This window comes from Nocardia sp. NPDC058640 (assembly GCF_042716995.1).
Taxonomy (GTDB): Bacteria; Actinomycetota; Actinomycetes; order Mycobacteriales; family Mycobacteriaceae; genus Nocardia.
Window position 1 is genome coordinate 301,099 of sequence record NZ_JBHXRG010000002.1, and the last position, 19,150, is coordinate 320,248.

Annotated in this window: 13 protein-coding genes; 6 read left to right on the forward strand and 7 right to left on the reverse strand. The window is 62.5% G+C overall.

Annotated features, from left to right (window positions below; genetic code table 11):
• Positions 1-167: 167 nt before the first annotated feature.
• Together eccCa and ACFWU5_RS06150 are read left to right on the forward strand one after the other, a co-directional pair.
• Complete coding sequence (gene eccCa / locus ACFWU5_RS06145; RefSeq protein ID WP_379266317.1) at positions 168-4,205, forward strand: type VII secretion protein EccCa; 4,038 nt, start codon at positions 168-170, stop codon at positions 4,203-4,205.
• Positions 4,202-5,632 (forward strand): type VII secretion-associated protein, encoded by a 1,431-nt coding sequence (locus ACFWU5_RS06150; RefSeq protein ID WP_379266318.1) that lies wholly within the window; start codon positions 4,202-4,204, stop codon positions 5,630-5,632. The genes eccCa and ACFWU5_RS06150 overlap by 4 nt, the downstream gene beginning before the upstream one ends.
• 188 nt (positions 5,633-5,820) lie before the next feature.
• Here the strand turns inward: ACFWU5_RS06150 and ACFWU5_RS06155 are convergent, their stop codons facing one another.
• The gene (locus ACFWU5_RS06155; RefSeq protein ID WP_379266319.1) at positions 5,821-6,786 is read right to left on the reverse strand and encodes an Rpn family recombination-promoting nuclease/putative transposase; all 966 of its coding nucleotides are present in this window, start codon (positions 6,784-6,786) and stop codon (positions 5,821-5,823) included.
• A gap of 462 nt (positions 6,787-7,248) precedes the next feature.
• Between ACFWU5_RS06155 and ACFWU5_RS06160 the strand changes: the two genes are divergently transcribed.
• From ACFWU5_RS06160 to ACFWU5_RS06175, 4 genes are all read left to right on the forward strand, one after another.
• A complete protein-coding gene (locus tag ACFWU5_RS06160) occupies positions 7,249-8,304 on the forward strand; it encodes a type IV toxin-antitoxin system AbiEi family antitoxin domain-containing protein (RefSeq protein ID WP_379266320.1) in 1,056 nt (351 codons plus the stop codon).
• A gap of 325 nt (positions 8,305-8,629) precedes the next feature.
• The gene (locus ACFWU5_RS06165) at positions 8,630-9,499 is read left to right on the forward strand and encodes a hypothetical protein (protein WP_379266321.1); all 870 of its coding nucleotides are present in this window, start codon (positions 8,630-8,632) and stop codon (positions 9,497-9,499) included.
• Between the two features lie 464 nt (positions 9,500-9,963).
• Positions 9,964-10,299: a WXG100 family type VII secretion target gene (locus tag ACFWU5_RS06170; protein ID WP_379266322.1), complete on the forward strand. Its 336-nt coding sequence runs from the start codon at positions 9,964-9,966 to the stop codon at positions 10,297-10,299.
• 33 nt (positions 10,300-10,332) lie between these two features.
• Positions 10,333-10,620 carry a WXG100 family type VII secretion target gene (locus ACFWU5_RS06175; protein ID WP_379266323.1) on the forward strand — a complete coding sequence of 96 codons (288 nt, stop codon included), beginning with the start codon at positions 10,333-10,335 and terminating at the stop codon, positions 10,618-10,620.
• Between the two features lie 142 nt (positions 10,621-10,762).
• Here the strand turns inward: ACFWU5_RS06175 and ACFWU5_RS06180 are convergent, their stop codons facing one another.
• The 6 genes from ACFWU5_RS06180 to ACFWU5_RS06205 all read right to left on the reverse strand — a co-directional run bounded on the left by ACFWU5_RS06180 (position 10,763) and on the right by ACFWU5_RS06205 (position 19,147).
• Positions 10,763-11,857, reverse strand: coding sequence for a hypothetical protein (locus ACFWU5_RS06180; protein WP_379266324.1), 1,095 nt, complete (start codon positions 11,855-11,857; stop codon positions 10,763-10,765).
• 203 nt (positions 11,858-12,060) lie between these two features.
• Positions 12,061-13,347, reverse strand: coding sequence for a hypothetical protein (locus tag ACFWU5_RS06185; protein WP_379266325.1), 1,287 nt, complete (start codon positions 13,345-13,347; stop codon positions 12,061-12,063).
• 25 nt (positions 13,348-13,372) lie between these two features.
• Positions 13,373-14,938: a serine/threonine-protein kinase gene (locus ACFWU5_RS06190; RefSeq protein ID WP_379266326.1), complete on the reverse strand. Its 1,566-nt coding sequence runs from the start codon at positions 14,936-14,938 to the stop codon at positions 13,373-13,375.
• Between the two features lie 83 nt (positions 14,939-15,021).
• The gene (locus ACFWU5_RS06195) at positions 15,022-16,605 is read right to left on the reverse strand and encodes a serine/threonine-protein kinase (RefSeq protein ID WP_379241490.1); all 1,584 of its coding nucleotides are present in this window, start codon (positions 16,603-16,605) and stop codon (positions 15,022-15,024) included.
• Positions 16,606-16,683: 78 nt separating this feature from the next.
• Positions 16,684-17,928: a hypothetical protein gene (locus ACFWU5_RS06200; protein ID WP_379241491.1), complete on the reverse strand. Its 1,245-nt coding sequence runs from the start codon at positions 17,926-17,928 to the stop codon at positions 16,684-16,686.
• Between the two features lie 37 nt (positions 17,929-17,965).
• Complete coding sequence (locus tag ACFWU5_RS06205; protein ID WP_379241492.1) at positions 17,966-19,147, reverse strand: hypothetical protein; 1,182 nt, start codon at positions 19,145-19,147, stop codon at positions 17,966-17,968.
• Positions 19,148-19,150 lie beyond the last annotated feature (3 nt).

A 19,150-nucleotide genomic window follows, 5' to 3' on the forward strand; every position in this document is an offset into this window, starting at 1 on the left:
TCTCTACCTCGTGTTTCCGCTCAACCGGTCTTAGCGGTTGACAGTTTGCGGAACACACCGTTCGGACAGCAGAATGCCTGACGAACCATACGACATGTCGGCCACGACCTCTACACTGAGCCCGCGGCGACAGATAGCGAGTAGTCAAGCAGGGGGAGTCTTCGACCATGAGCACCGTCAGGTTCCAGCGCCGTGCCAGGCGCGAAATGCCGCGTACACCGGGTGGCGAAGTCACCTTGCAGCCGCCGCCGGAGATCCCACGGATCACCCCCGGTAGCCTGCTGCAGAAGCTGATGCCCGTGGTCATGGTGGTCGGCATGGTGGGCATGATGGCGCTGATGTTCACCCAGGGCAGCGGCATGCTGTCCAACCCGATGGCGATGATGTTCCCGATGATGATGATCATGTCGATGGTCACCATGTTCGGACAGGGTGGCGGCAAGGGCGCCAAGGCCGCCGAAGCCAACGAGGACCGCAAGGATTACCTGCGCTACCTCGACCAAGTCCGTAAAGACGTCGACGAGACCGCCAAGCAGCAACGCGCCTCGGTCGAATGGAGCCACCCCGAGCCCGGCCTGATCTGGATGCTCGCGGGCACCAGCCGGATGTGGGAACGCCGCTCCGGCGACAAGGACTTCTGCCACGCACGCATCGGCCTAGGTGGTCAGCGCCTGGCGACCCGACTGGTGGCCCCCGAAACCGGCCCCGTCGAAGAACTCGAACCCATCGCCGCGGTCTCGCTGCGCCGCTTCGTACGCGCGCATTCCACGGTCCCCGACCTGCCCACCGCCATCGCGGTGAAGGGCTTCGGCACCGTCGCCCTCGACGGCGACCGCGCCCAAGCCCGCGACATGACACGCGCGATGCTGTTGCAGCTGTGCATGTTCCAGGCCCCCGACCAGGTGTTGGTCGCGGTGGTCTGCGGCCCCGACACCGCCCGCGAGTGGGAGTGGACCAAGTGGCTCCCGCACACCCAGCACCCCGATTCCCAAGACGGCATCGGCACCCAGCGCATGTTCTACGGCTCCATCCGCGAAGCGATGGCCGGCCTGCAGCCGCTGCTGGGCAACCGGGTGCGCTACTCGCGTAACCAGCCCAACAACCCGAACATGGTGCACGTGGTGATCGTGGTCGACGGCGGCCTGCTCGAGGCCGAAGACGACCAGCTGCGCGAGTCCGGGTACGAGGGCGTCACCATCATCGACCTGTGCAATTACGCACCGCGCCTTGCGGTTTCGCGCGGCATCAAGATGGTCGTGGAAAACGGCGAGTGCCTTGGCCGCGGTGCCACCGGCAACCAGGAACGCTTCGCCACCATCGACCGCGTCAGCGCCGAACAGGCCCAACAGCTTGCCCGCCGCCTCGCCCCCTACCGCGCCGCCACCCAGCGCAGCAGCGACATCGAAACCGACGAGGGCGAGACCATCTCCACCTGGTCGCAGCTGATGAACCTCGGCGACATCGGCAACTTCAGCCCCGCCAGCGCCTGGCGCCCCCGCTATGGCCGCGAACGTCTGCGCGTGCCGTTCGGCATCGGCGCCGACGGTGCCCCCGTGGAACTGGACATCAAGGAAGCCGCCGAGAACGGCATGGGCCCGCACGGCCTGTGCATCGGCGCGACCGGTTCCGGTAAGTCGGAATTCCTGCGCACGCTGGTCCTGAGCCTGCTGGCCACCCACTCGCCCGACCAGCTCAACCTGGTCCTGGTCGACTTCAAGGGTGGTGCGACGTTCCTCGGTCTCGACGGCGTCCCGCACGTCGCCGCGGTCATCACCAACCTCGAGGACGAAGCCGACCTCGTCGACCGTATGAAGGACGCGCTCGCCGGCGAGATGAATCGCCGTCAAGAGGTCTTGCGTCAGGCGGGCAACTTCGCCAACGTCTCGGAGTACGAGAAGGCTCGTGCGGCCGGCGCCGATCTGGACCCGCTGCCCGCACTGTTCGTGGTGCTCGACGAGTTCTCCGAACTGCTCACCCAGCATCCTGACTTCGCGGAACTGTTCGTGATGATCGGTCGTCTGGGTCGCTCGCTGCAGGTGCACCTCTTGCTCGCCTCGCAGCGGCTGGAAGAAGGCAAGCTCAAGGGGTTGGAATCGCACCTTTCCTATCGGATCGGTCTGAAGACCTTCTCCGCCAACGAGTCTCGTCAGGTTCTCGGTGTTCCTGACGCTTACAACCTGCCGAGTGCGCCCGGTGGTGGTTACCTCAAGTCCAACTCGGGTGAGATTCAGCGGTTCCAGGCTTCGTATGTGTCCGGGCCGTATGTGGGTGGTGGGTCGGCGCGCGAAGTCACCAGTGCTGGCATCGTCGGCGGCGAGATCGATATCAACGCAAGGCTTTTCAGTGCCACCCACGTGGGTTTCCGTGCGGCCGACCGGGTTCCGTTGCCGGTGGAGCCGGAGTTCGAGCCGGAGCCTGTTGGTGACGAGAACGACCAGATGTCGAACTTGAACATGCTGGTCTCGCGTATCTCCGGCCACGGTCGTCCCGCGCACGAGATCTGGCTGCCGCCGTTGGACGAGGCGCCGACCATGGATCAGCTGATCCCGCGTTCGATTCTCACCGGCGACTACTCCGCGATCGCTACGTTGCGTGCGCCGATGGGCATTATCGACCGGCCTTACGACCAGCGGCGCGATCCGTTCGTGGTCGATCTGTCGGGTTCGCGAGGCAACGTCGCGATCGTCGGTGGCCCGCAGTCGGGAAAGTCGACGGCGCTGCGTTCGATGATCATGGCGATGGCGTTGACTCACACCGCCGAGCAGGTGCAGTTCTACGGACTCGACTTCGGTGGTGGCACACTGACCAGCCTGCAGGGTCTGCCGCACGTGGGTTCGGTGGCCAGCCGCCTCGACGAGGATCAGGTCCGGCGCACCGTCGCCGAAATGACCACGATCGTTCGCGCCCGTGAGGCGAAGTTCCGTCAGCTCGGTATCGAATCGATGGTCGAGTTCCGGCGACTGCGGTCGATGGACCCCTCGTCCAGCCCGGCTGCGGCGGGCGCGCACGACGATCCGTTCGGCGATGTGTTCCTGGTCATCGACGGCTATGGCTCGATCCGTCAGGATTTCGACGCGCTCGAGCAGACCATCATGAACCTTGCGGTGCAGGGTCTTTCGTATGGCGTGCACGTGGTGATCGCGCTCGCTCGTTGGGCAGAAGCCCGCCCGGCTTTGAAGGACCAGATCGGCACCCGCATCGAACTGCGTCTCGGCGATCCGATGGATTCCGATCTCGGTCGCAAGTTCGCGTCGCTGGTTCCGCAGGGGCGTCCCGGTCGCGGTATGACCGCCGAATGCCTGCACATGTTGACGGCATTGCCGCGCCTCGATGGTTCCTCGGATCCGTCGAATCTCGGACAAGCGGTTGCTGCTGCAGTCGAGACAATCAGCCAGATGACCCCTGGTCGCCCTGCTCCCCAGGTCAGAATGCTGCCGGATCAGTTCCCGCGTGAGCAGCTTCTTCAGCTGGCTGGCAACTGGCCTTCACGTGTCGATCCGTCGTTGAAGTGCATGCGCATTCCGATCGGCATCAATGAGGCGGAACTTGCGCCGGTCTACGTGGACTTCGCGGAAAGCCCGCACTTCATCATCATCGGCGACACCGAGTCCGGTAAGACGACGTTGCTTCGCTCGCTTATCGACGGTATCGCCGCGTCGAATACGCCCGAGCAAGCGCGGTTCATTGTCGGCGACTACCGCCGTAACATGCTCGGTCTAATTCCCGAGGGCTACCAGGCTGGCTACGGTTCGACGGCCCCCCTGTTCACCGACTATATGAACGGATTGGCGACCTACGTTGCCAAGCGGACCCCCGGTCCTGACGTGACCCCTCAGCAATTGCGTGAGCGGTCTTGGTGGAGCGGGCCAGAGCTGTATGTCATAGTCGATGACTATGATTTGGTCGCTACCTCGCAGGGCAACCCGGTTTCAGCAATGGTCGAACACATTCCGCATGCCCGTGACCTGGGCTTTCACCTGATCATCGCTCGTCGTTCGGGCGGTGCCGGCCGGGCAATGTACGAAGCAACACTGGCCAGGATGAAGGATCTCGGTTCGGCTGCGCTGATCTTGAGCTGCAGTCGTGACGAGGGTGTAATCGTCGGCACTGCCCGACCAGGCCCGAAGCCGACGGGCCGCGGCACGTTTGTTACACGCAACACTGAGGGGCTGATCCAGACCGCCTGGATGCCGCAACCGGAATGACCGTCGTCGAGCTCGTTGTCAGCGAAGCCAAGGTGTGGGCGCGTGGCGCCACCACCCACTGGGACGTTGCCCCGTCGATTGTGTTGGGCAGCAACGGCTCCGGTCTAGTCGTCGGTGAGCCGCTGGCACCACCTACCCAGGCGGTGTCGGCGGTGCAGTACGTGTCCGGCGGGGTAATCGCGCTGCCGCCGCGGATGCCGACAGTGGGCCAAGCCTTGTCTGCGGTGCTCAGGGCGATCATGGACGCCCTGCGGGTGACGCCGCTGTGCGAGCGAATCGTGGTCGTGCACCCCACCGCGTGGGGGCAGCCCGATCTCGACCTGTTCGCTACTGCCGCACAGCGATTCACGCACGAGGTCGTGTTCGAGACTTGCGCCCTGCGCGCTTCTGCAGTAGACATCACCGCCAGCCGGAGCCGCCGCACCGCACTCATCGAGTTCGGGATGCTGTCGACTTCGGCATCGTCGGTCATCTACGACACGAACGGCACCCACGTCGAAGCGGTCGAGGTTGAACCCAACCTAGCGGTCGCCGAACTCGATACCGAAGAAGGCTTCGGCCAGCTCGAGCAGTTGCTCGCGCGTCTGCTCGCCGACCGCCCCGTCGACGTGGTCCAGGTGTTCGGTACCACCGATCCGGCGGTACTGGCTTCGGTAACCGCTGTAGTCGAAAGCGTGTGCGGCACAAAGACAACCGTCAGCCCGCTGACCGGAACCGACCTCGCGCGCCCAGCTCAGCGCGCACCCGCGTACACACCAACCATTCCGCCCGCAGCGGAGTGGATGCAGCCCCTGCGCGAACGTGCCGCGGCCACCAACCCGGTCGACAACCGCCCGCTGTACATCGGCGCCGCCGCCCTGGTCGCCGTCATCGCCGCGGCAGGCATCGGCGGCTTCTTCTTGTTCGGTGGTTCCAACGAGCAACAGGCCACGGCTGCCGTTGCAACAACCGCGGCTCCGCTGAGCTCCTCGACTCAGCCCCCGGCTACATCAAAACCAAAATCAAAACCCGCCCCTCAGATCCTCGGCCGAGTCGTCGTAGCCGTCCCCCCAGGCTGGCACAGCACCACCGCCACCGAAGCCCGCACAGACCTGGCCCCCGACGACGCCACCCGCCAACGCATCACCATCACCCAGAAACCGGTCAACGCAGGCGCGGGCTACGACGAGGTAGCCACCGACCTCGCCGCCCAAATCGCCAAAAAACCCGCAGGAACGGTTACCCCCGTCCGCCGCGACGTAGTCTTCGCCGGCCGTCCCGGCCTGTCCTACGAAGAGCGCCCCGGCGACGGGTCAACAGTCCGCTGGCAGGTGCTCGTCGAACACGGCATCCAGATCAGCATCGGCTGCCAATACGCCGAAAACGGTTGGGCCGGTGTGATGTCCGCCTGCGAGCAGGTCGTCGGATCTGTTCACGTAGGCCCATAACGGCTCACCGGGCACGCCACCTGTGCGACGTGCGACTCGCAGCTCGTAGGCGAAAGTGTTTGATCAGTTAGACGGCCATTTGCTGTATCAACTTCAGCAACTCGATGCGATCGAGCTGGCCAGCCGGTCGATGAACAGCGGCACGCCGCCATAGCGTCGAAGTTCGGCCAGCGATTCAGCCGACCCGTTCAGGCGAGCGTTTCTTCGATCGTCGAAGCGGTGAGGATCTGGTCGGCCCAGCGGTGCAGATCGCCGGGGTCGGCAGCTCTGACACTTCGGATGATCGGTTCGGGTATGTCGCCGAACTTGCGTCCGAGCTGCCAGATCAGCAGGTCGGCCTCGCCCTCTGCTTTGCCTTCAGCACGCAGCATTTCCCCGGTAGTCATGAAGACCTCCTTCGCGCGCGGGTTGAGCCGGTTGGTCAGCGGCTCGAAATTCGCCGGCACAGTTTTGCCGACAGTCATAATGTACGTGACAGCGGCCTGTAGGTCACGGTCGCCGCCGGGGGTTTCAGCCATCGCGGACAGGTCCGCGACCAGCGGCATCATCCTGACCCCTAGGTCTTCGCGGCCCGAGGCGTTCTGTTGCAGGAACAGCATCACTCGGACGGCGGGTGTCAGCGGGCGTTTCTGGAGTTCGGCTAGGTCGGTGCGTGCGATGTCGTCGAGGATGAATCGCATTCGTGGGACGAGGTCGCCGAGCGAGTCCCGTAGCGGTGCCGGCAGCGCGAACAGCTGCGAAAGGTCCGTCGGCGCCCTCCATTGGTATCCACGTGGGCTGGTGTGGAGCACGACGGGGATGATGATCGGCAGGGTCTTCGTGTTGGGGTGCGTGTCGACGTACTGGGTCCAGATGTTGACCATGTACTCGGTGAGCCGCAGCGCCATGAGATGGTCGGTGCTGCTTTGGTGCTCGATGAGGATGTAGATGAGGGCGTCTGCACCGTTGAGTTCGACCGCGAACGGCAGGTCGGTGTAGCGCGACCGCAGTTGTGGTGAGACGAAGCTGCCCGGCAGAAGTCGCAGGGTTTTCCAATTTATCTGCTGGACAACAGCTTCCGGCAGAACCGAACGTAGCTCTGAGGCGGCGTTGGCCGTTCGGCCGAGGATGATGCGTGTGAAGGCGTCATGGGGGTTCGATGGTTGCTCGGCCATGTCTACAACCTACGCCGATGACAATCCTGCCTGTTCATTAACGGTATGAAACATGTTGCTGGACTTAGCTATAGGCTGTCGATGGCACCCCCCGAGCTCGCAACCAATCGCAGGCCCGAACGACGCCTGCGCGCACCGTTCGGCCTGTGAAGATCTGGCTGGCGGCGACGTTGGATTTCTCGGCAATGCGGGTCTCGGCGACGATTCGCCAGGCACCGCGGCGCGTACGGTCAATATCCGCCCTGAGCTGGGATTATGTCGGTTGGGCTAGGAAACTCCGGTCTCTGGGTTCCGCAATTCCGGCGAGTACTTCCGAGATCTCGAGACTTCCCCGCGTCACGGGGCCCTCCCGGCGACGTGCTTCTCGAAGTCGGACAGTTGACGGGCCGGCTCGTAGCTGCATACGTCGAAAAGGCACTCAGAAGGTCCTTTCTGACTGGCACGACGGGTACTTTTGCTGCAATGAACAGCGCGACGAACCTGCGTGCTCGGCTGGCAGAACTGGCCGAGTCTCAATGGGGCCTGCTCACCACCGCCCAGGCCGCGACAGTTGGCGTGAACGGCAAGCAACTGCAGCGTCTGGTCGATCATGCCGTGCTGGAACGGCTGCGCCACGGCGTCTATCGGATGGCCGGAGTCCCTGATCACCCAGTCGAGCCGATGCGTGCGGAATGGCTCGCGCTCGAGCCTGCCCGCCCCGCAGGCGAGCGCATCCGCGACGACGTCCCCTCGGGTGTGGTCTCCCATCGTTCCGCCGCCGACCTGCACGGCCTCGGCGATCTCGACGCCGACTACTTCGAATTCAGTGTCCCGACCCGCTGCGGCACCCGCAGCCCCGACGTCCGCTTCCACCGAGCCGTGCTCGCGCCGAACGATTGGACACTGGTGGATGGACTACCGGTCACAACGCCCGTGCGGACCATTCGCGACCTCGCCGCAGCCCGCACCGATGGCGGTCACCTGGCCTCAGTGGTGCGCGATGCTCTGATTCAGGGCGCCTCGGCCGACGAGATAGTCAAGGCGTTGCGCAACTACGCACCCAATTACGCCATGTCTGTCGACCACGCCTCCGCGCTGCTCAACCATTTCATCACCCAAGCCGGCATTCCGGAATCAGCGCTCGTGCTAGCGGCACCCGCCCTCGAACCTTTGCTCGCGGCCGGCAACGCGTGGACTCAGGCTCTTGACCAGCTTGTAGGTGGTCAACGCAGTGCGCATCTGGCCACCACACTGGCCTCGCCTACCGCCACCGGAGCGGCGATGCAGGGAACGCCCAGCCCGCGAGTGAGGCTGTCTTCGATGAAAGTTGAGCAAGCGGTTCGCGAGCGCGTGGGCAGGCTGGCTCGAGCGGAAGGCCGGACCGTCTCCCAGACCATCGCGCATCTGCTCGACGAGCATGATCGGCGCCATCGGTTCGCCGCAGTATCTGCAGGATATGCCGAGGTGGACCCAGAATACGCAGCCGAGGTTGGAGCATGGGACGTCACGCTCGAAGACGGTCTGGACGAGGCTCGGTGAGTGCGGCACCTGCCAGCAGGCTTGGGGACGTCATCGGGACTGAGCTCGCAGCCGTACGGTGCGCTCCTGGGCGTTGGTCCATTTGCATCATTTTTGGTGCCGGTAAAAACAGGTCCCACGCTGGGGATATGCCGTTTAAGCTAGGAAACTTCGGTCTCTGAACTCCGCAATTTCGGAGCTTCTGCAAGCAGTCGCGACCGTATCAGCGCACGTGCCGAAGCGCTCCCGAAGCATCGGCCAGGTTCGGCTTCGGGGTCTTGAATCAGTACTCTCGCTACGGGTCGCGTGTCAGTCGGGAGCGGCCTGGGAAAATCGGGAGGGAACTATGACCTATCCACCGCCGCAGCAGGGTTCGGGTTGGAATTCCGGTCAGCCACCGGTGCCGGGACGGCCTCACCAACCTGGTGGTCAGCAGCCGATGCAGCCGCCGTATGGAGCGCAGCCGCAATACGGTTCGCAGCCGTATCAGCAGCACGGTGGCCAGCCCTACCCGCAGCAGGCTTGGGGGCAGCCGCCTCAGCAACCAGGATGGCCGCCGCAGCCGCCGCAGCAGAATCCGTGGTGGAAGTCGCCGCTGGTGTTGGTGGGTGCCGCGGTTGTGGTGGTCGGTGCGCTGGTTGTCGGGATCGTCGCGGTCTCCAGTGGAGGCGACGCAGAAGGTGGGACGGTCGCAGCACCTTCGTCGGCGGTCCAGGAAGCGACGTCGGCTCCCACCTCCGCGAAGAGCACCTCCAAAGCCGCTCCGACAACAACTAAGGCTGCGCAGCAACCGGTTTCGGCCGATGCGAAGGCCGTCCTCGACGCGTTGCCCGCACCGCTGCGCGATGTCGTCGCCGTCAACACGATCACCGAGAAGCCCCCGATCGGCAACGATCCCTACGCGGTGCGCGTGCTGTTCACCGTGCCGGCGAAGGACCCCCTGACGGTCGGCTTGCTCAGGACGGTCGTCGACATCGACCGGTACCCGATCTGCTGGATCGACACCAACCCGGACAAGCTGTTGCGCATGTGGAACAGCCAGCACCCGGAGTGGTTGATCGACAAGGGCGACAAGAAGTTCCGCATCGACGACACGATCCCCGGTGGCGGTGCCACGCTGGAGACCTTCAACACCTCGACGAAGCTGTACATGTCGATGTCGGGGTTCAAGGACAAGGAATCAGCGTTGAAGTTCGTCGAGCGCGCGGGGTTCTGAAGGCCGTCGCTCGGCGAGCGCAGGGTCCCGCGGCGCGTCTGTCTCGAGACGGCGGGCGATCCGGCATCGCCCGGGGGCGACACCTCATGCCGTCTCCTCGTTGACCTGGCATCACGTGATGTCAGGCCATAGAGCCGTAGCGGGGAAAGCGAGGGTTCGGCTATGGTGGCCTCGTTGGCTCGTGCTGGATGGAGCCGGACACATGCCAGGGGAGTAGCCGGGGGGAGATCTGAACGACGTGCAGAACGTCAAGTCTGAGGCCGTACCAGTCGGCCCCGAATGTGCCTCTGGCCTGGTGATCCTGTCTTCGCCACGTACTGGCTACGTGCTGACAACGGGGGCTACCGCGACCGAGCACCAAGGTTTTTTCGAATCGATGGAACCGATCGGGCTCCGGGTGCGTCCAACTATATGAACGAGGCCAAACCGACCCGCGACGTTGGCCGTGAGCAGGGAGCAAAGCAATGACGACGACTACCAACTTCAGTGCCGAAATCGACGGTCTCGATTCAGAGGTCGCTCGGTTCGTTCAGCGCCACGATCAGATCGCGGACGCGATCAAGTCGCTCAGGACGCTCGAAGACGAGATCACCACCGGCTCCAACTGGAAGGGTGCGGCACGCGACGCGTTCAACGCGTTCATGGAGCGGTACTACTACCAGGCCGACAAGATGAACGATCAGCTCATGCAGACATCTGAGAACCTGCGGAAGATGAGCGGCACTCTGACCGACCATGACCAGGCCTTCTCGGCTCAGGTCAATGCTCAGGTCTCAAGCCTGGACCTCCCCGCAGTCTAATCCGTATCTCACAAATTTCGAGAGGATAAATACATGTCCAGTGTGATTTCTGCCAATTTTGACGGTGTTGCCGATAACGCTCGGCGACTCATTGCGGATGCAGAGCGTCTTGCCGCTGACCTGCAGGATTTCCACAAGCAGGTTGACGCCTTCTTCCAGGCCCAGGGTGGTCAGGCTAAGGAAGCCGTCATCGCCTACCAAGCCACCTGGAACCAGCACGTTCAGCAGCTGAACGAGACCCTTCAGGGTGCCGGTCGTCTGGTGAACTCGGGCAACTCCGAGCTTCAGGACAAGGACAAGGCCCTCGCCGGCTTGTTCTGATCCCGAACGTATTCGAGCCCCTGCGCATCCGCGCAGGGGCTCGAATTGTTTTGTGGCGAACCGCTAGACGATTAGGCCAATGTTTTCCATTCGGTAGCTCGGCAGCGAAGCGATGTACGGATGGAGTTGGGCCATCCGCTGATCACTGGGTCTGGCTATTTGCCAACAGTGCGTACTGGGCAGCTGCTCTCTGATGTGCGTCTTGAATCTGATCCGCCTCAACTACTGCGACGTAGCGTCGGTACTGAACTGCGCAAAGGAACCGCTTGCGTTCGCCAGTGTCAACGAACTTGTCGTTCAGCCGAGCGTCGGTGTTTTTGGCGCACTTGGTATCTGGCAGTTGGGGTGGTGAATCGGCGGCCTCCGAACTAGGAACGCGTAGACCGATGATTTTGTCCCGGAGGGTCTCTGCTGATTCTTCGTCACGGGTTCTGACGAGTTCGGTACCCCACGATCGTGTAAACCGATCTGCGCCGACTTCGGAGTATATGGAATCATGCAGTTGCTGTACGCGATTGGCCTGATAATAGCCAAGTCGATCGAGAGTGAAATACTCTAGTTCGCTCGCACCGGCATTTTGCTTGGGATTTAGCGCTCGGCGAAGCATTCCATCGGGGTCTGGTGGAAGCCGGAGGATGTCGGCGGGCGAGAGAGGAGAAAGCTGATCCAGCAAGGATATTTGGGTGCGGTAGGATTTCTCTGCGAGAGAGGTCAATTGTGCGATGTCGTCGTCACGGACACCAACGTGAAGGTAGAGCACGTAACGGCCGTGTGCCAAGGTTGACCCGAGCGTAGGAATTCCTTGGCGCCGATGGCTAGTGGCCGCTGGATAATTTGGCAGTGAGACGCGTTGGTTTTCGTTTGCAGCGACGTCGAAATCTGCATTCGCCATGTCCTTTGCAACCCGTTCCGCGGTTGCATCATCTTCAAACTGCAGCACCGTAATATTGGAAAATCTTGCCTTGAGACGTTTGCGCTGGAGTTCGGCGAGCCCGTCATCGCCCGCGCTGTTCGAGAATATGTTGAATTCCGCCTGGTCCGTGCTTCCGCTGGCCCATCCGTAAAGCATATTGTTGGCTTGAAGGACTGTTCGTGTCGCCTTGCTGAGATACATTGTTGCGGTAGCTGGCGACGTAAGAGCACTTCCTGCGCCATGCTTAAAATCGGGGTCGATGTCCGTCCCGAGTGCCATGCTGCCCGCGAGGCGATTTGCCGCAACTAGTTGCGAACTTCGCATGTTAGGACTGTATTCGTAGATGGTGTCAATCGGCTCAACTGGGTACTTTCCTACATCTAGAGTTCGGACGTCGACTTCAGCTGCGACTCCTGTGCCTGCAACTATCGATCCGCACCCGGTGGCGCCGACAGCTACGGCGGCCACCACGCACGTCCGTGCGATCCTGGAAAGCATCAAGTTCCTTGACTGTTGGGATTTAGGTGTCATTTGCTGTTCACCAAAAGTGCGTATTGAGCGGAGATTCTTTGGTATGCGTCATCGAGTTGATTGGCAGAGATATCTGCGGCATAGCGATCGAAATTTGTGCTGCAGTAATAGCGCATCTTCGATTTCGTCGTGGGGTCCTTCAATTCATAGCACCTTGCCGTCGGTAACCCGGGCGGTGAGGCGACTTTTCGGTAGTATTTCGTGAAGGTCGTATGTTGGTTCGTGACTGCGATTGCTGACGCTGCATCCTTGGCTCGATACAGGTAGCCGCCGTTGAATGCAACGCGGTCGACTCCTGCTGTTTCGAACAAGGTTCGGTCGAGCTCAGGCTGCCGTGATAGCTGAAGGCCACCATGTCGGTCATATACGCCGGGAATCGTGAGACCTGGGCGCTGGTCGTTAATTGCGGGTACCGCACGGGCGAGCATGCCGTCCCAGTCAGGTGAGGATGAATCCCGCTCGGGAGCTGGCGTTGGACTGAATCCGGCTATCTTGCCGGGAATCGCAGTAAGACTCTTCGAGACCAGGTCCGTCATGCCTGGGAGGTCTACTTGTGACAGCTCGCCGCTCAGTCGGTCCCAAACTGAGGTAAAGATGACGAACTTACCCGTGGCGTACCATGACCAAAATGTAGGACGGTCCGGCTTCCAGTACGCGCGGGCAGTGGGGAAGTTCGCAATGGGAAACGAAGACTTCGTAGGGTCAGCTGCGAGTTCGGAGTCGACGATTGTGTTCATTGCGGTTGTTGCCGCTATATCGCTGTTGAAAATCAAAACACGATTCTCAAGTACTACCGACAGTGAGAGTCGTTCATCGGAATTGGCTGCGCTGGTGAACCCCGAAACAAATCCTGCCAAGGCTTCCCTGTGTGGTTCGAGGTCGGATCCTACCCAGGATCCCATGTTTTGGTGATCTATTGTTGTGAAAACCTTAGGTATAACGCCGGAGTAGTATTTCAGGCGAGGGTCGATTTCCATCGGCAGTGGAATATGATTCGCAAGCCTCTGGGCCTGGACTGCGCGAGCTTGAGCCTCGTCTACAGGCTTATCGAGCGGCTGTGGCACTCCCGCGTAGTTTCCCAATTCCAGTTTGCTGAGATCGATCTGCGGTTCCGCTGGAGTTGTAGGCGGTGGAGTGGCGGATTCGCCGCCACAGGCCGCAGTGAAGAGTAGGCCGATGGCAATCGCGGTAGCTGCGATACCGCGGGCGTGATCGCGCGACGGTAGATTCCACCGCCGCTCACTGTGAGCACTACGCGGCGGTTGCAGGCGTATTTTCAACACATCCCCCTAAATGGTAAATGCAGATCTAGCGTACTTTGGACTTCAGGATCGGAACCAACTGATCGACCAATGCACGTTCGGAGTCCGAGGACCAATTTCTCATTGCCGACACCGTTGCTGGTGCATCGACTGGAATTACGACCGCGCGAGAGCTCGTGATCTGGTATGGAAGGCCGAGTAGCCCTCCGCCACCGGCCTTTTCGTCGCTGCGGAGGACGATTACGTAGGTTCCATCGGCGGCTTCCAACGACCCGTATACGTCATTGAATGACTTAGGAGAAGCTTCGCCTTCGGTGTTGGTGTACTCGAAGTTGTATACGAAGCCGAGTTTCTCGATGAACTGTGTTTGCGGGGACCCTGTCAGATAGACACCGAAGCCCTTTGGGTTGGTGACATCAACGATTGTGACCGTCTTGCCCTGGAAGGCGGGATTGTCCTTGCGAGCCTGCTCTAGGGGCGTCAACGCCGCCGCACTCACTGATGAAGACGATCCCGAACCCGGTGTGTTGGTGCCGGGCTTGTCATCGCCGGACAGCGCGAAGATGCCGATGCCGGCGATCAGCGCGATCGCGACGACCGCCGCACCGCCGATCAGCAATGCACGCTTGGGCTTGGGTGCGGGGCTCGGAGTGAGTGCTGCGAGGCCGGGCATCGATGCTGACAGGCGGGGATCGGTGTGCTCGCGTGGGGGCGGCATTACCTGGATCGGGTAGGTCGGCGAGGTGTGGTGGCCGGCCGGATTGAAGCCTGGGACAAGGGCATTGGCTGCCGCGTCGGTGAATTCGCGGCAGGTGGCGAAGCGTTCGGCGGGGTTCTTGGCCATGGCGCGGGCGAAGATGTGGTCGATCGCGGGGGGCAGGCCGGGGCGGACCGCGGTGGCCAGGGGTGGGGGTTGGTGCAGGTGGCCCATCATCACCATGGCGGGTTGTGCTGCGGGGTAAGGGTTTTGGCCGGTGAGGAGTTTGAAAAAGGCGCAGGCCAGGCTGTAGATGTCTGCTCGGTGGTCCAGGGACGCGCCGCTGAGCTGCTCCGGTGGCGCGTAGGCGATCGTGGCCAGGAAGCTGCCGGTCTGGGTGAGTTCGGAGGCGTCGTCGGTGGACTTCGCGACGCCGAAGTCGGTGAGCAGGACGCGTTCTTCTTCGCTGTCGTCGTTGCTGGACAGCAGGAAGTTGGCGGGTTTGACGTCGCGGTGCAGCAGACCGCGGCGGTGGGCGTAGTCCAAGCCCTTGCCGACTTCGGTGGTGATGCGCAGGGCGCGCAGTGGCGTCATCGCGTGGGGGTCGCGGGCCAGTTCGGCGGCGGCGTCGGTGCCCTCGACGTACTGCATGGCGATCCACAGTTGGTTGTGTTCGTCGCCGCGGTTGTAGACCGACACGATATTCGGATGGTCCAGGCCGGCAGCGAGATTGGCTTCGCGTTCGAAGCGGGCGCGGAACTCGGGGTCGCGGCTCAGTTCGGCGCTGAGGACCTTCAGTGCGTCCATTCGCGGCAGGCTCGGGTGTTTGCCGAGGTAGACAGTGCCCATGCCGCCCGCGCCGAGGATCCGCTGGATGCGATATCCACCCACGATGGTTCCAGGATTCAACGCCATGTCCCACTAACTCCTGATTCGACAGAAAACGGAGCCGCCTCGGGCAAGGCCCCCACACACTGCAGCGATTCCACCGGGTCAGCCTAGGTCACGGTCTTGGCGATGGTAGGAACGAGTGTCTCCACCAGGCGCTCCGGTGACTGATCGGTCCAGACCTGGAAGGCCTGGATCGTATTGAGGTCATCGACGACGACGACCTTGGTCGTGGCGTAGACCAGTTTGGACGGCAGGCCACGCATTCCGCCGTTACCTGCTTGGTTGTCGGTTCGCAGGACGATGAGGACTTCGGCATCGAAATCCGATGCCGACGTTTCGAGCGAGACCGAGCGTGGGCCCTTTTCGTCGCCCGCTGCTTTCAACTTCGAGGTGTAGCGGAACCCGATGTCCTGCAAGAACTTCGCCTGCGGGTCGCCGTTCAGAAAGACCGACATCGATGAGCCGGTGTAGCTCACTGCCGCGACGATCTTGTTGTCGAACTGCGGGTACTGGGCCCGGACATCGGCGAGCATGGTCTCGTTGGTCGCGGTTTTGTCGGACGGTCTGGTGAGGAAGTACGTTGCCGAGCCGACCGCGACGGCGAGCACGACGGCAAGGATCGCCGGCACGAGGAGCCGTCGGCGTTTGGGGCGTGCGCCGGTGTTGCGCAGGGTATCGACAAGATTCTGATCGTGATGGCCGACGGGCTGCGCGAAATTCGTTGTCGGCGAATAGTTTCCGTGAACGTCGGTCCGGGCGGTCTGATACGAGCCACCTGTCGAATAGGCGGACTGCGTCGGGTGTCGCGGATCAGTGGAGTGGGGTCCGGGTGCCTGGTTCGCGGTGCCCAGCAGTGCGGCTTCGGCGTCGCGGGTGAATTCCCGGCAGGTGCTGTACCGATCGGCCGGTTCCTTCGCCATCGCTTTGGCGATGACACGGTCCAGCGCGGGCGGCAGGTCGGGACGCACTGCTGTCACCCGCGGCGGCGGCTCGTGAAGGTGGCCCATCATCACCATCGCGGGAACAGTCGACGGATACGGGTTCTGGCCGGTGAGCAGCTTGAAGAAGGCGCAGCCGAGGCTGTAGATATCGGCGCGGTGGTCGAGTCGGCCCGCGACCAACTGTTCCGGCGGAGCGTAGGCCACCGTGGCCATGAAACTGCCTGTCGCGGTGAGGTCTTGGCTGTCCTCCGCGGACTTGGCGACACCGAAGTCGGTGAGCAGCACACGCTCTTCCTCGCCGGGATCTTCGGGCTTGGCGAGCATGAAGTTGGCGGGCTTCACGTCGCGATGCAGCAGGCCGCGGCGATGTGCGTGGTCCAGACCCTTGCCGACCTCCGACACGATCCTCAGCGCGCGCGCGGGCGTCATCACCGAGGGGCCCTTCTTCGCCTCATCGCTGGCGTCGATGCCATCGATGTACTGCATGGCGATCCAGAGCTGGCCGTCCTCTTCGCCGCGGTTGTACACCGCGACGATGTTCGGGTGGTCCAGACCTGCGGCGAGGTTGGCCTCACGCTCGAACCGCGCGCGGAACTCCGCGTCGGTGGACAGGTCGGCACTGAGTACCTTCAGCGCGTCGGGTCGGGGCAGGATCGGGTTCTGGGCCAGGTAGACCGTGCCCATACCCCCACTGCCGAGTACGTTCAGCACTCGGTATCCGCCGACAATTGCGCCGGGCCGCAACGCCATTCGGTCCTCCTCCTCGTTGTCGAACGCCCGGACAACGAGCCTTCGGACGAAATCTAGCAAGTAAGCGACTGGTCCCGCTTACTTGCCCGTGAGCATCGCGTACTGCGCGTTCAGCTGTTGATACGCGTCCTGAACCTGGGCGCTTTCGACTTCGACGTAGTACCGATCGTGCTGGAACCCGCAGACGCTGGCGCTGGCGTTGACTTCCTTGCCGTCGATGATGGCGATGAACGTGTAGCAGGCGACGTTCTCGCCGAGGCCGGGTGGCGAACTGAGCGGTCTGAACACGCGATTCGCTGTCGCCAGCGCCTCAGCTCTTTTCGCCCGATCCGCGAACAGTCGCTTCGATGCTTCCGGCGTGCGACTGCGGATGACCACTGCCTCACCGAAGGAGACAAGGTCGATCTCGAACTCGTCCAACCGGGCCAGTGCCTCGGGGCCGGCGTTCACCATCAGGGACATATAGCCACGGCCGGTGAACAGACCGTCAGGTTGAGCCCTCGGAGGGTTCTCCGGGCTGCTGGGCAGCGTGCGGCCGAGCAGCCCGTCGACGTCGAGCGCAATGTTGGGAAGGTCCGCGTTGGGGGTCGGCGTGAACTTGTCCAACAACGGCAACTGGAGCTCGAGCAGGCGCTCTACGTGGCCGGTGAGCGAGGGCAGATCGGCCGGCTGGCTCTCGTCCTCGATCTTGATGAACACGACGTAGCGATCATGGACAGTCCAGGACCCGATGGAGGAAATGCCGGGGCGCCAATGTGCTGTGGTGCCTGGGTATTTGGCGATCTCGACCGGCTGGTTGTCCCTGTTGTAGGTGAAGTCGTCGTGCTCGAGGGTTGGACCTACTACCTTTGCCGTCGCGGCGTCAGGGAACATCAGCACGGCGATATTCGCGCGGCGGCCCTTGTTCAGTGCGTTGTCGACCGTAGACCACGAGTTCACCCACCCTGCGCTGAGATCCTTGGCGACCTCATCGAACGTGTCGTTGATGACCATTCCGCCCAGACCCTTGCGGTTCAGCACGATTGGGGTGGGGAAGAATCCGCTCACGGAGATGTATGCCGGGTCGGCCTCGAAGGGCAGGATCACGTAGTCGCCGAGCCGTTGCGATTCTCGGGCGCGAGCTTGCTTGTCGCTCTTGGCATTACCGACTGTGCGCGGGGCTGACGGATAGTTTCCGACGTCGAGGGTGGTTTTGGGTGGTGTGGCCTGCTGCGCTTCGCCGGACACGGTCGATCCGCACCCGACGGACGCGGTCGCCAGCGCACAAGCCGTGAGCAGTGCCGTCATGATGCGACGTTTCTTGTCGCCGCCGAAGCTGATCATTGGGGTCTCTCGATTCTGCAGGGTGGACGCACGGCAGTCAGCGGTCGACCGCGAGCATCTTGTACTGGGCGGAGATCTGCTGCTTGACCTCCTGGATATTGAATCCGGTTACGCGCGCTAGGTACCGGTCATACGCGACGAAGCACATCGCTTCGACCATGAAGGTGTCCTCCTTCGGCTCGTAGCAGGCGGCGATGGGCAGGTTGCGGGGGCTGTCGACAGGTTTCACATCATCGAGATGTGGCGCTATCAGCGCAGCCTGGAGACGTTCCGCTGCTTTGGCGTTCTCTGCCCGGTAGACGATGAAGTAGTCGGAGTCGCTCGAGACCAGGTCGACACCGGCATCGACCAAAGCGGGTTTGGTGGTGCCAGGCGTGTTGTCGTAGGGCAGCACGGTCTGTGCGGGTCCTACGGCGCCCACGGGCAGCTTGCCGACCCACATGTCTTTATCGCTGGGCAGTGTCCGACTCAGCATTCCGTCGGTGTCGATCGGCAAGGCGGCGATTTTGTCGACCGGGGTGGGGACGTACCCAGGCAGCATCTCGATGATCTTGGTGTAGGCCTTGCTCACGAATTCGATACCGGCAGCGGGATCCGCGGGTTCGGTCATCGGATCGTCCAGTCGCACACCGAAAACCATCGTGTCCTGTGCCATCCACGAGTCGAGCGAAGTTCCGGCCCAGTTGCTGCGAGCGTTCGGAAATCCTGGAATATCTACGCTGCGACCCGCGCCACGTTCCTGTTGCTTCTCCGGGATGCGCTGCACAGCGGTCGCGGCCTCGGCTGCAGTGCCGAATCGATAGACCTTGATCGATGCCTGGCGGCCGAGGATGGATTGGGCGCGACGGTTGCCCTGGGTTTCCCAGCCGACGATGAGCCCCTTGGTGACCTCTGGGAACACGTCCTCGTCGATCCTGCTCATCGATCCGGGGATCTTCGAGGTGACGCGGGGCGTCGGGGAGCTCATGTGCTGGAACCTGTAGCTGCGGTCCACATCGTAGGGAAGCGGAACGGCCGCGCCGAGGCGGACGGCTTCGATCGCCTGGCCGGTGTCGTCCGCTTTGGAGGTATTCGGGTCGCGGGGCGCCGACTGGTAATTTCCGGTATCGAGCTGGTTCAAATCTATTGTGGGCGTGGCAGCTTCACTGTCACCGCCACATCCGGTGGCAACGGTGACAATCGCGAGGAGGGCGGCGCAGAGTCGCAAATCAAGTCTCATGGT